13 protein-coding genes are annotated in these 13,772 nt (G+C 41.4%); 3 read left to right on the top strand and 10 right to left on the bottom strand.

The genetic code is table 11. The features are described from left to right. Window positions 1-326 precede the first annotated feature (326 nt). Window positions 327-1,118, top strand: coding sequence for a cytochrome c biogenesis protein CcsA (gene ccsA, locus I3257_RS01165; protein WP_238048545.1), 792 nt, complete (start codon window positions 327-329; stop codon window positions 1,116-1,118). A 123-nt stretch (window positions 1,119-1,241) separates the two neighbouring features. Here the strand turns inward: ccsA and purU are convergent, their stop codons facing one another. Both purU and I3257_RS01155 read right to left on the bottom strand, forming a co-directional pair. Beyond that, a complete protein-coding gene (gene purU / locus I3257_RS01160) occupies window positions 1,242-2,171 on the bottom strand; it encodes a formyltetrahydrofolate deformylase (RefSeq protein WP_238048544.1) in 930 nt (309 codons plus the stop codon). Window positions 2,172-2,365: 194 nt separating this feature from the next. After that, window positions 2,366-4,600, bottom strand: a complete 2,235-nt coding sequence (locus I3257_RS01155; protein WP_238048543.1) for an Ig-like domain-containing protein — start codon at window positions 4,598-4,600, stop codon at window positions 2,366-2,368. Window positions 4,601-5,085: 485 nt separating this feature from the next. On the opposite strand from I3257_RS01155, the gene rpmB reads away from it, so the two are divergent. Both rpmB and rpmG read left to right on the top strand, forming a co-directional pair. Next, the gene (gene rpmB / locus I3257_RS01150) at window positions 5,086-5,322 is read left to right on the top strand and encodes a 50S ribosomal protein L28 (protein WP_010201401.1); all 237 of its coding nucleotides are present in this window, start codon (window positions 5,086-5,088) and stop codon (window positions 5,320-5,322) included. 133 nt (window positions 5,323-5,455) lie between these two features. Then, window positions 5,456-5,611, top strand: coding sequence for a 50S ribosomal protein L33 (rpmG, locus tag I3257_RS01145; protein ID WP_045444249.1), 156 nt, complete (start codon window positions 5,456-5,458; stop codon window positions 5,609-5,611). A gap of 165 nt (window positions 5,612-5,776) precedes the next feature. On the opposite strand, the gene I3257_RS01140 is transcribed toward rpmG, so the two are convergent. The 8 genes from I3257_RS01140 to htpG all read right to left on the bottom strand — a co-directional run bounded on the left by I3257_RS01140 (window position 5,777) and on the right by htpG (window position 13,570). Next, entirely contained in the window at window positions 5,777-6,088 is a 312-nt protein-coding gene (locus I3257_RS01140; protein ID WP_045444246.1) for a hypothetical protein, read from the bottom strand. Window positions 6,089-6,273: 185 nt separating this feature from the next. Continuing rightward, window positions 6,274-6,585, bottom strand: a complete 312-nt coding sequence (locus I3257_RS01135) for a hypothetical protein (RefSeq protein ID WP_045444243.1) — start codon at window positions 6,583-6,585, stop codon at window positions 6,274-6,276. A 120-nt stretch (window positions 6,586-6,705) separates the two neighbouring features. After that, window positions 6,706-7,083 (bottom strand): hypothetical protein, encoded by a 378-nt coding sequence (locus tag I3257_RS01130; protein ID WP_238048542.1) that lies wholly within the window; start codon window positions 7,081-7,083, stop codon window positions 6,706-6,708. A gap of 120 nt (window positions 7,084-7,203) precedes the next feature. Next, the gene (rpe, locus tag I3257_RS01125) at window positions 7,204-7,896 is read right to left on the bottom strand and encodes a ribulose-phosphate 3-epimerase (protein ID WP_045444632.1); all 693 of its coding nucleotides are present in this window, start codon (window positions 7,894-7,896) and stop codon (window positions 7,204-7,206) included. 111 nt (window positions 7,897-8,007) lie between these two features. After that, a complete protein-coding gene (locus I3257_RS14215) occupies window positions 8,008-8,256 on the bottom strand; it encodes a TIGR03643 family protein (protein ID WP_227678228.1) in 249 nt (82 codons plus the stop codon). Window positions 8,257-8,607: 351 nt separating this feature from the next. Then, window positions 8,608-9,498, bottom strand: coding sequence for an S-formylglutathione hydrolase (gene fghA, locus I3257_RS01115; RefSeq protein ID WP_238048540.1), 891 nt, complete (start codon window positions 9,496-9,498; stop codon window positions 8,608-8,610). A gap of 228 nt (window positions 9,499-9,726) precedes the next feature. Then, a complete protein-coding gene (locus I3257_RS01110) occupies window positions 9,727-11,208 on the bottom strand; it encodes a C13 family peptidase (protein WP_238048539.1) in 1,482 nt (493 codons plus the stop codon). 346 nt (window positions 11,209-11,554) lie between these two features. Further along, window positions 11,555-13,570: a molecular chaperone HtpG gene (gene htpG, locus I3257_RS01105; RefSeq protein ID WP_238048538.1), complete on the bottom strand. Its 2,016-nt coding sequence runs from the start codon at window positions 13,568-13,570 to the stop codon at window positions 11,555-11,557. Window positions 13,571-13,772 lie beyond the last annotated feature (202 nt).

Genomic DNA, 13,772 nt, shown 5'->3' with positions numbered 1-13,772 from the left:
TTCATAAAAACAATGATAAAAAACAGTCTATTATCAACACTATAGCACCAAGAAGATGCCAAAATTATATTGGTTTTGCAAATACAGCATTACCAAAGCTTGGCGCGGCGCTTTATGACTTATAGACAATCGCTTTACAAGCTAGGCATATTAGCGCTTATTCAAGCAAACTTGGCCAAGCATTTATAAGGAATAAGCAAGTTGGTGCTCAATTGGCACCCATTTTATGATAAATTGGACGATTATTCTAATCATTCCGATAATACCACTTTAGCATTAAATTGAGCGGCTATTTTACGCTCAGTATGAGATGAGGCATTCTATCTGTGCACTTTGCATTCTTACTTGCTAGCCTAGCCTATATCTTAGTCAGCGCTTACCTTAGTTGGGCACTGACTCGGGATAAGCCTATCCATAAAGGCATCAGCTTGGGATTATTGATGGTCGGCATGCTCGCGCATGCGGCGCTACTTTATCCTTATGTTGTGACGCTTTACGGGCTAAACTTCAATCTTTTTAATGTCATTAGCCTAATCAGCTTGTTCTTTTTGTTCTTCTATTTTTTATTTTGTTTATATCGCCCTATTGTCAGTCTGGGCATACTGGCAGCGCCAACAGCATTGGTAGGGTTAACAATTGGCTATATTGGCCGTGCGCCTTATCAACCCATTACGAATATCAGTATTGGGCTTGAAGCTCATATATTACTATCACTTGCCGCCTATTGTGTGCTGCTGATGGCAGCGGTGCAAGCGCTATTTTTGCGCCTACAAATACGCGAACTCAAGCACCACTCTATTCATCGCTTTTGGGTCAATAAACTACCATCACTACAAAGTATGGAGAGTCTATTATTCGATATGCTATTGGTCGGTTTTGTCCTACTAAGTATCGCATTGGGCATTGGCTTTATCTATGTAGAGGATTTGATGGCGCAGCATATTGTGCATAAGACCGTGTTTAGCCTGCTGTCTTGGTTATTGTTTGGGGCGCTACTGGTCGGTAACTGGCGTGCTGGATGGCGGGGCAAACGTGCCGCTAATATGACTATCTATGCTTTTATCCTATTAGCTATCGGCTTTGTGGGCAGCAAGTTTGTGTTAGAGATGCTGATATAAAATCAGCGCTGCAATAGCAATAGGTCCAGAAAAAAGCCGTGAGTATTAATGAATAATACTCACGGCTTTTTTTAACCTTCTGTTAACCAGCACTTCTCAATTTGAAATCGCTCTAATTGAAGGCTAATTAAAAACCACGGTTTTATTACCCGCTACAATCACGCGGTTTTGTACATGCCAGTTCACGGCGCGTGCCAAGACATTACGCTCGATATCACGACCAATAGCGCGCAGCTCCGTCACACCTTGACGGTGAGTGACTCGGTGTACATCTTGCTCAATGATAGGGCCTTGATCAAGCTCAGCGGTGACGTAATGCGCGGTCGCGCCAATGAGCTTGACGCCTTTATCATAAGCCTGACGATAAGGGTCAGCTCCCACAAATGCAGGCAAAAATGAATGGTGAATATTGATGACTTGCATCGGCCAACGCTTGACAAAATCAGACGACAATATCTGCATATAACGCGCCAACACTAGCAAATCATTACCTTCCATCAACTCATGAATTTGCTCTTCTGCCTCTGATTTATTGTCTTTGGTCACTGGCACATGATGAAAAGTAATACCGAAGTTCTCTACCGATTGGCGCAAGTCTTCGTGATTACTAACGACAGAGGTAATCTCACAGTCAAGTAAACCTCGCTGATGCCGCCATAACAAATCCAGCAATGCATGATCAAACTTTGATACTAAAATACCAACTTTCGTCTTAATCGCATTATCATGTAAACGCCAAGCCATGTTATGGCGCTTGGCTACCGTATGCGCAAAACTGGCTTCAAAATTCTCAATAATCTCGCTCAATTCTGCCAAAGCAAACTCTAAACGCATAAAGTATTGACCACCCTCATGAGCAGTTGAATACTGATCGAGAGTGATGATATTAGCGCCATAGCGATGGATAAACTCAGATACCGCTTGCACGATACCGGCTTGGTCACGGCATTTAATCAATAGCGTGGCAGTATCGATTGCCGTCTTATTAGACAGGTTATTAGATAGTTTATGAGATGTTTTTTTTGCTGAAGTAATCGTTGCAGTGTCTGACATAGTGCGCCCAATCAAAAAATTAAACTTGCTACTGACTTTCAATACGGTCATTAGCATAGGAAACCGACTATTCTAATCGCTTTTACCTAACTTTGCTGATTGAGTTGGTTGTATTTCGTTATTGAGATTATAAATACGAAAACCCCCAACGCAGGGTTAGGGGTTTAGAGAGAAACAATAGTTAGTGAACAATATTATTCGATAATTATTGTCTTCACAGTAGTATTAGCAGATGGTGAAGGCGTTACTACTGTTACTTTTATCTGATCGTTAGGTCGGCAGCTATTATAGACAAGCGTATATAGGACGTCTTTATCTTGAACTTTACTATTCCCTAGACTAATAACATTAGGAACCGTTTTATTTCCTGAGATAAGCTCTGCTTCACAGGTAACATTTGTATCTGCCACTGATAATGTAGATCCTGCAGGAATAGTAGTGGGTAATGAGCCAGTACCGTTTGATCCAATTCGAACATTTTCTGATGTCGAGCCTGATTTGACAATAGCAATGGTATTAGGCTCAGCCTTAGATACTTGAATTCTACCATCCACTAACTCTGCCACAGGCGTGTAATTGGTTTTATCTTTCGCTGCAACGTCAATAGTAGTACCTGATGGCATGCTTACAGTTAAAGCACTATTACCATACATCTTAAAGTTTCGAGTAATAGGTTTTTTAGGATTATCTACTGAATTAGCAGGCAAACTGTTTGATAAGCCATCAAACACAGGATTGTTAGAAGCTAAACCTAGCACAAATTGATAGCGCAGTGTAGCAGCTAAACCGTTATCACAAGTGTCATCGATATTAGGCTGAAATAATGAAGAGGAAGCACAAGTAGCACCTGACAAGCCTCTTTTATATACAAACTCACCTAAGTTTTTATCATACTTATGATTTTCATTGTCGTCGCGGAAAAAATCACCAATATTGTGAGTTAATATATCACCAACACTAAACTTGTTATCTCCATCCACATCGGTATAAGATTTATCGCCCTCTACGTAAGCAATCACCGTAGTACGATTGTCTGCAGGGCGCGGATTCTGTGTCGTAAACTCAACATCACAAGTTCCTTTAGAAGTTGTGCAGTTTGGTGTTACTCTGCCACCTTCACTGACGAAACTTACCACTGTGCCATCGGGTACAGGGTTACCAACTCTGTCAACTAAACGTGCCGTAATAGTAGAACTATCACCGTCAACATCAAAGGCTAATACATTCTTAGTCATTGAAATACTAAAGCCATTTTGGGTTGCACGCCCTGTAGCCACAGAAACATCTTTCGATAAAGCAGTTATAATAGTCAAATTGCCATTTGGTAGTTTTAAAGTAGCTTTTATCTCTACAGGTCCAGGCTTGACACCAGGATATAGATCCACTACCACTTTACCTTGCGAATCACTGGTTAACGGCTTCGGATTTTGATTATTTAATGTCACAAAGCTGAAGTCTTCAGGGGCAAAATTCTTACTTATTTCAACCTGTTGGTTTGCCGCAGGTCTACCGTTGGCATATACAGTAAATTCTATCTGTCCTGAGTTTGATGACCCACTATTACTAGCACCTAACTGTACTTTTTCAGTAGTCGTATAAACAACAGAATTCGCTTCGACACCAGCGATATTAACCGTCATTGTTTGTTTGTTTGCTGGATTATTAGCTGGGGTAGCTGTAACAGTCTGTTGACCTGCACATAAGTTCCCATTAGCATCAATAGCAGTATAAGTCGTCGTTACATCGCCTTGGTTACTAGAGACCACACTGCTTGTATCAAAACTACCACAACTGGTACCAAAATTCACCGTTATATCATTTTGAAAGATATTATTTGCAGCATCTTTTGTTTTTAGTGTGATATTTGTTTTACCACCTGAGGGCAAGGTATCATTTGATAATACAAAACTTGTTAATAATACTTCTATAGATTGTAATGAAAAGTTATAACCCTGAGTCGTTTTGGTCAGATCATTATAATCAACGGTTGCACTCAGCTGATAGCTACCTGTATTGGTGTTATCTACAGGTTTAATAGAGATAGACGCTTCACCATTTTCATTAGTTAAAACGGTATTATTACTATTTCCAAAGATAACACTTTCAGCTTGAAAAGATACCAGAGCGTTACTTACAGGCTTTCCTGCACTGTCCGTTACAGTTACTTTTGCACTTGCACCAGCTGAAGTAATAGTACGAGTAACATTGCCATTATCATCTGTTAAGATTATAGGAGTAATTTTAATTTCACCTACTATTGGACCTGTGCCATTATTACCATCGCTACTAGGTTTCTCTACACCCAAATCAGGCGCTGGCGCAATTGTATCTGTACCATCACCGCCGCCACATCCTGCTAATGTTAAAGCCAGTGATAACGCTGTCAATTGAAACAACTTAGAAGAAAGTGGACGTGAACTATATGACATGTTTTGGACTCCGCGTCAGCAGTAATTTATTCGAGCAAATAAGCGAAAATCATTACACAGAATCATAATAGATTGGTAATGATACATAGATTTACATTAATACCCGTTGTATTAACAGATTGTATTAAATATATAACAGCAACTTTACTGACTTTTGTTATAACTTACAACTAAAAATTAATTTTTACTATTAAATAATCAACAACATAGCCAGCGAATTTCAGGGTATAATAGCCATCCTTTAGATCGACAATAATCATAAAAATATTTGAGTATTCATCTCTTTTATGGTATAAATGTCGGCTTTAAAATTTTCTGAATTGGTACGCTTGTTATTTGCCTTTAGATAACAGCAATATCAACTCAACATTCATATAGTTTTGTTTGGTGCAAAGCTGCCGCTTGCTGTGTCCATGCCGCAAAAACGTGCAACTTGCCCAGACTGGTATGAGAAAAACTCATACCTCATAGATTAGGAGTTCGCCATGTCTCGAGTTTGCCAAGTGACTGGAAAGCGCCCTATGGTGGGTAATAATGTTTCGCACGCAAACAACAAAACCCGTCGTCGCTTTCTACCAAACCTTCATAACCATCGTTTTTGGGTAGAGTCTGAAAATCGTTTTGTACGTCTACGTGTGTCTACCAAAGGTATGCGCACTATTGACAAACTTGGTATCGATAAAGTGTTAGCAGATATGCGCGCACAAGGTCAAAAAGTATAAGTTAAGACTGGCAGCTTAATATCTCGATAATTTTCGTCATTTAAGCTGCTTTTCTACTACATCTTATGTAGCGACTTAATATTTTAGATCCGTACCTATCGTTTGAAGACCCCTCATTTACAGGAAAGCTATCATGAGAGATAAAATTAAATTAGTATCAACAGCTGGTACTGGGTATTACTACACCACTACTAAAAACAAACGCACTATGCCTGGCAAAATGGAAATGAAGAAATTCGATCCAAAAATTCGTCAGCACGTGATGTTTAAAGAAGCTAAAATCAAATAACTGCTATAATTTATAGAATATATTTTCATAAATACTTCCTATAAATAAGTTATTTGAAAAAAAAGGGTATATCAATTGATATACCCCTTTTTATGCTTGCTACTTTTTATGATAACTATTTTAATTGACTACTACTAGCCAGCTTAACAGCAACCCAGCTCATCACTAACTATAGTGCGTCGGCTCTTTGTCATAAACATGCGCATGCCATTGGCTCATCTGCTTTTGCATAATGACCTGAATCGCGGCATGAATCATATGCTGACCTATCGCTTGGGTGTCACTACCGAGCAGCTCTTTAAGCTTTTCAGAAAAATCAATGGTCATCAGCGGCGCTTCGTCTTGTTCCGCGTCACGTAACAATAAGCGACCATCTTCTGCCTCTACCAACTCAAGGGTAGTCTCTTTGGCAAATCCTGCAAATTGATCCGTACTTTCGTTATCTACTTCTATATCATTATCGATATCGTATGGCATGAATTGGTTCCTCATTGTCCCGTCTAATACTTGCAAGAAAAATCGCGCACCGCAACATTATTGTTTTACAGTAATACGGGTAAAACTATCTTAGTCATACAATGGACGCTTTGGTCTTGAAATTCAAGGCTTGTCACATAAGTCTTCTACATAAAGGCTCTTTGGGTGTGCTATCACTGATAGTATTAGCGCCAGTAGCGTAATTTTGCCACAGTAAATAAGAAGGCAACAAACATGCCGAGATAATACATGAGCTTTAACTCTAATGTCGGATCTCGATATTTAAACGGTAAGGCTACAGTGGCTGTGGCGGTCGGAAATATCAACAGCATAAGCAGCCAGTTTTCGATGACATTGAGCCAGCCTTGTAAATCAGTACCGTTACGTAATGATGCCAGCCCTAGCAGCAAACAGGCGATAATTAAGCTAGTAAATAAGCCATTGGGTAGGTCTTTTGGATAGATGATATTGGCAATCTTGGTCGGTATGATTCTCATGTAAAATTCCAGTCACGCTTGTAGCGCGTGACTTAATAATTAAAAATTGTGTAAAAACAGCCTATCATAAATATTGCAGTGCACTATTTACCAAACAGCTTTATCTCTGCTCATAAGACTCTAACTGTAAGTACCCATCAACCATAACATCGATATACAAGAGGTTAAATAACCCAAGCTAATGGCATTCCAGCTCTCTATATGCATGTCTTTAACTTTGTTAAGTATCTTCGAACCTAGCCAAAAAAACAGGGGAATGCCCAGCATAAATGCAGGCACAATGACCGCAGCATGACGTAATACTTCACCAGTATCATCACCAACCATTAGCCGAAAGCCGTAACCTGCCAAACTTAGAACCAAAGCAAATACAGCCAAGCCAATAGTAATACCCTTTGGCACCAAGCTGCGTTGCTGTATCTCATTCTGAATTGGCTGCTCAGTGCTTTGCTCTGACTCAGGTGATTCTGACGAATTGATTGAGTTTTTTATGTCCATATTTCACCTTTACGTAACTTACCGTTATGCATCGTTATCCGTTATACAGCACATTTTGCTACTATTCTTTTATGACAAAAATGACTGACGAACGCATTTATCGATCACATAAGACCGTAGTTATTCGTTACCATTAGCCAAAGCCAGCTCAGCACGCATAGCATCAATAGCCACTTTATAGTCATCTTGGTTAAAGATCGCCGACCCTGCCACAAACATATCAGCACCCGCTTCGGCAATGGCTCGGATATTACTGGCTTTGATACCGCCATCTACTTCTAATCTGATATCACGACCACTGGTGATGATGCGCTGACGGACTTGGCGCACTTTTTCTAACGTCCCTTCAATAAATGACTGACCGCCAAAACCTGGGTTGACGCTCATCAATAAAATTTGATCTACCTTGTCCATCACATAGTCTAAATAATGTAATGGCGTTGCGGGATTCAATACTAAACCACATTCAGCACCGCCATCTTTGATCAGCTGTAAAGAGCGATCAATATGGGCGCTGGCTTCTGGATGAAAAGTGATAACACTCGCACCTGCTTCCAAAAACTGCTCAATCATGCCGTCAACTGGTGAGACCATCAAATGCACATCGATTGGTGCATCAATCCCATAATCACGCAGCGCCTTACAAATCATACTGCCAAAGGTGAGATTGGGTACATAATGGTTGTCCATTACATCAAAATGAATCACATCAGCACCTGATTCCAACACCCTTTCAACTTCTTCACCTAAACGTGCAAAATCAGCTGAGAGTATTGATGGGGCGATAAGATAAGGTTTAGAAGGAATAATCATAGTTGAGCTACCTGATTCTGTTGAAATAAAATACGAATAAAAATAAAAAGAAACTAAGAACTGGCTCAAAAAACTGTGCCTTTAAAGCAATAATATTAAGAACTCAAACTACTAGCGCTGCTTATACTGGGTTTTGCAATAAGCACGACCGACATCGAAGCCTCGCTTAGCTTGATGTTTGGTCGCGCGATTACTGACACGCTGACGCCATAAGCGAAAAGATGACGGCTTTAGCGCTTGGCGCATCAGCTTAATCACGCCTGCTTCATTGAGACCATAGCTATGCTCTATCGCCCCAAACGGTGTTCTGTCCTCCCACGCCATTTCTATCACTCGTGAGACTTGCGCGTCATCTAGCACTTTATCACCCGACTCATTAACTACGGTTGCGATAAGCTCATCTGAACGTGTCTGTCTGTCATGTGATTCAGTACTAATATCAGCATGCTGATTATTTTTTAGAGCCGCGGTCATATCGGCTTGCATGGTCGCAAGCGATGACTGAACGGTTTGCTGCTTACAAGCCAAACCATCGGCTACTAATGCTGTCAGATTACTTGCCATAAAACCTTACCTTTAAAGATGCTTAACAGATACTTAGCCAACTTCTATTTTACATTAATCTATTTTATATCAATAAGTACGCTTGACTAAATAATCAGCGTAACTGTCTGTCAATTTATCGATCAGATCATCATTCTAATACTGGACTTAGCTCATTTGTGCCATACGCCAGTGATGTTCAATATGATCGTTAATCACCGTTTGAATAAAGTAGTAGCTATGATCGTGACCCGCCTGATAACGCAAGGTTAAGGGCTGATTGGCTTTGTCACAAGCGCGTTGTAATTTAGTGGTTTGTAGTTGACCCTCTGCTAAAAAATTGTCAGCCGCGCCTTGATCCACTAAGATACTTGCATACTGCTGCCCTGATTTTTCAATCATCTGTGCAGCATCTGCCTGCGCCCATCGTGACTTATCATCGCCGAAGTATTCTGTATAAGCGGCTTGCCCCCATGCTGACTCACTGGCCGCGCACACAGGCGATAAAGCTGAGACACTCACAAACTTGCCTGGAAACTTAAAGCCCAATAGTAATGCTCCGTGACCGCCCATCGAATGCCCTGTCACGCCGATACTATCAATAGGAAATTCTGAGCGTAACAAGTCATATAACTCATCAACGATGTAGCTTTGCATATTAAAATGCTCTGACCAAGGCGCTTGCGTCGCATCGACATAATAGCTGGCACCCTGACCGACAAAATAGCGGTCGTCGTTTGGCACATCTCTGTCATCACTACTTCGAGGTGATGTATCAGGCGCAATAAATATCATGCCAAGCTCGCTGCATTTTTGCTGAAAATGCGCTTTGTGGGTGACATTATCAGCATTGCAAGTGAGACCTGATAAATATAGAATCGCAGGACAACGGCGACCAGCAAGCGCTTCATCTGGCAGATAAATGCTAAAGGTCATCGGCGTTTTGGTCGATGATGATTGATGCCTATAGTAATGCTGCTCACCATCAAAACAGCGGTTGACGCTGATCTGCGTGATTTTTGAGTTGGTAGATAAACTGTGTTTATAAGAGTTGTTCATAAGCGACATCCTTTTTATCCAAAGTAAAGTACACGATGACTTATAAAAAGCATTGGTAAAGTAATACTAGTACTTCTCCAAACTCACTTAGTACTCAATCATTATACCATTCACAAGAATTAAAGTAGTAAGGAAAGCGAGTGTCAGTATTACAGATTCTAGACTGAACGAGCTTAATACGGCTCATCGTAATTTTTGGGTTATGGGTTTTGGGTTTACTGTTAGTTGTTAATTGGCAGTGATCGCAGTATTAGCCACTGGCTGACCAGAGGCACTATCCTCTACGATATTAATGGCGATAGAATCACTGTCATTAATAATGCTGGCGACTGGTGGTCGAGTTTTATCAAACAATACTTGTTCGAATGCTGGCAAAGCAGTCTCCATCAGACTACCAATCACCATCTGCGGCTCTGAGGGTTCAAAACCCATCGCACTTTCACGCTCATTCACACGCAAACGGGCATCTTTAAAGGCAGATTCAAAACTGGTATTGCCACGCAGGCTTTCAGCAAAAAACGCTTGCCCAAAATAGGTCATCTCAGCAGTATTGGTACAGCCAAACGATGCCTTATCCACCGCTGATGCGGTAATCACCACCGTGGTTGGGGAGGCCAATTCATCGATAAATGAGCCTGAATAGCAAGCAGATACCACAATCACCCGCCAGCGAATACCTGAAGCGTCTAGCGCCTCCCGTAACCATGCGGCATCTAGATTCTCCATTGCTAATGGTGGATTTGCTAATTGAATGATATTTTCGTTGCCGTGTGAAGACAAGGTTAGGAATAACACATCCTCATCGGCATTCATCTGCTGACCAATTTTCTTTAATCCACGCAGAATACTGGTTTTGGTAGCGATTGGCTCATCAAGCCAACTATAGGTATTGTTGATCAACGAGAGTGAATGTCCACTAGTGCCAAAACGCACATCGAATAGCTCACGCACTTTATTAATCTCAGAGCGAAAAACATCTTGACCAGAGAATCCTGCCACACCCATAAAATACCAGTCGGTCTTGCCCGAAGTGCTGGGATCGATACTATTTAATGCTTGCTGTAACAAACGAGGCTGCTCATATAATGCCGCTTCTGCTAAAACAGGCTCTACAGGAATCTGCTTAAATATAGGCTGGTCCGCGACATTACGCTGCCAAATCGTCAACAGTGCGACTGCACCTACCAATACAATGACCCGCTCCCACCACGGTATGCGTAGACGACGAGAAAAAATCCATAATAACGCCAAGGTCTGCCATAAAAACAGCACCAAAAACAGTATGGGTAAAAGTGAATAGCTCCAATCTGGCAACCAACCATAACTGCCCAAAAACTGCACCAAACTTTGTAATAGTGCAGATAAGGTATCAGCCACTAGCCACAATACCACGGGCACAAACACCAACGTTTGATTGCCAGAACGCCGTGCCAAAATGATGCCGCCCAATAAAATTATCATCGGCCAAATCAAGTAGCTGACCAACCCTTGCTCATTAAAGATACTGCCATTTTCCGCGGCCAACCACGAAAAAAGCACGTTGCTACCGAGCGCTAAGAGTGCAAAGACAGCAAATTGAATAAAGGTCGGTTTTACCCAAGAAAACGCGCGCGTCGACCCTACTAGCATCCACAAGGTTGCAATAATATTGGCAGCGAAATTGAGCGAAAAACGCTGAAGCGATACGGTTTTTAACGACGCAAGTGACAAAGACTTAGACCTCTAGCCAGTCGAGAAAAGAAAGTGAGTTGATGATGATTTTTGGTGTGGCAACTACCTACGAAATGTCATTAATTCACATTTTTTATATAGCATATGGACATCAAGATTACATGCAATTCACAATGAGATAATTTTAAGAGACGAATAGCAAAGACTAAAAATATGACTAAGCAGTTTAGCTCGCTAATATAACGCGATTGTAACGGATTGTCGGTCAAGAGGATAAGGCTGATTTGTAAAATTCGCTTAAATTTGGCTAAGAACATATAAAAAAGGAGGTCTTGAATCCAAGACCTCCTTTTTTCTCAATAATGACTGTATCAAAGACTCACTACTATCTCATCAAAAGCTCATTCACACGTTTTAGATAAGCGGCTGGATCATCTAACTGACCGCCATCTGCTAACAATGCTTGGTCAAAAATCACTTGCGCCAATTTATCAAAATCGACGTCAGATTGCTCGCTAGTCTCTAACTTTTTAATCAATGGATGATCAGGGTTGACCTCTAATGTTGGCTTGCTTTCTGGCACATCTTGACCCATTTGTTTAAGCATCTGAATCATTTGTGGTGATAGCTCGCCTTCACCAACGACCAAGCAGGCAGGACTATCAACCAAACGCGTCGATACTTTCACATCTTTGGCACGTTCGCCTAACGCTGCTTTAAGTTTATCGACAACAGGCTTCATGGTTTCTTGCGCTTTTTCTGCTTCCGCCTTTTCAGCTTCGTCTTGCAAATCGCCCAAATCAACGGCACCTTTCGCGATATTTTGTAGCGGTGTCTCATCAAATGAGGTCAAGAAATTCATCGCCCATTCATCGACACGGCTGGTCATCAAAATAACTTCGATGCCTTTCTTTTTAAACAGCTCAAGTTGTGGACTATTTTTAGCAGCCGCTAGATTGTCAGCCGTTAGATAATAAATGGCTTTTTGACCGTCTTTCATACGCGCTTTATAGTCTTCAAAGCTGGTCGTCACACTATCCTGAGTACTGGTCGCATAGCGGAGCAATTTGGCAATACGTTCTTGATTGCCCATGTCTTCGCCAACGCCTTCTTTGATAACATCACCAAATTCAGCGTAGAACTGCGCGAATTTTTCTTGCTTATCACTGTCTTCACTGTTGGCTAGACTGGCCAGCAACGTCAAAATACGACGGGCGTTACCATCGCGGATAGACTTCACATCACGCGACTCTTGTAATAGCTCGCGGCTGACGTTCAATGGCAAGTCTGCTGAATCAATCACCCCTTTTACGAAACGCAGGTACATTGGCAATAATTGCTCAGCTTCATCCATAATAAAGACGCGCTTCACGTATAGCTTTAGTCCATGCTGCTGGTCACGAGTATATAAATCGACAGGGGCTTTTTTCGGAATATATAGCAGCTGAGTATACTGAACACGACCTTCGACACGGTTATGCGTCCATGCTAGTGGCGCATCCATGTCATAGGTGATGTTTTTATAAAAATCGATATACTCTTCATCTTCAATCTCAGATGCCGTACGTGTCCATAGCGCGCTGGCTTTATTGATAGTTTCCCATTCATCGGTCAATACCATCTCGCCGCTGGTTGGAGCGCTGTTTTCTTCAGAATCGTCGCCCTCTTCTTTGACATCTTCTTGCCAAACTTCTTTACGCATCTGAATCGGCAAGCTGATATGGTCTGAGTATTTATTAACCAACTGCTTAATTTTGCCACGGTCTAAATAGCTGTCTTCACCCTCACTATATTGCTCTTTTAAATGCAAAGTAATGGCGGTGCCACGAGTTTCTTTCGTGATAGGCTCAACAGTAAAGCTACCGGTACCATCAGATACCCAGCGCACGCCCTTATCCGCAGGCTCGCCCGCTTTACGTGATTCGACGCTAATCGTATCGGCAACGATAAAACCTGAATAGAAGCCAACCCCAAACTGTCCGATTAATTGACCATCTTGCTTTTGTGATTCAGATAGCTTGTCTAGGAAAGCCTTAGTACCTGATTTAGCAATTGTACCCAAGTTTTCGATGGCATCGACTTCATTCATGCCAATACCATTATCGGTAAAGGTGATGGTTTTGGCATCTTCATCGACAGCAATGCGAATTTTTAGCTCACCATCGTCTTCATAAAGACTGTCATCATTGGTCGCTTCAAAGCGCAATTTATCACAAGCATCAGAGGCGTTTGAAACCAGCTCACGCACAAAGATATCAGAATTAGAATAAAGCGAATGGGTGACTAGATGTAGCAGTTGCGCTACTTCCGCCTCAAAGGTATGTTTTTTTAATTCAGGGCTGCTTTTATTAACATTGATGCTATCAACTTTTTGGTTATCAACTGGGGTCTGTTCACTCATAAAAAACTCCTTTAATTTATGTCAAAAACGTATCATAAAATAGCAAGCATTCAACTGTCTCTACTCAGCTACAAATTAAGCAGTTCAATTTCGAATATCGCTAAGCTGTTTATACTAATAGGGGCGCAGCAGAAAATTTCAAGCTAAAAAGCACAATTCAACAAAAACACCGCCCTAGTTTCCTAAGGCGGTGTCGTTATAT

The organism is Psychrobacter sp. Ps7 (assembly GCF_022129225.1).
Taxonomy (GTDB): domain Bacteria; phylum Pseudomonadota; class Gammaproteobacteria; order Pseudomonadales; family Moraxellaceae; genus Psychrobacter; species Psychrobacter immobilis_A.
This window is presented reverse-complemented; position numbering and strand designations above follow the sequence as displayed.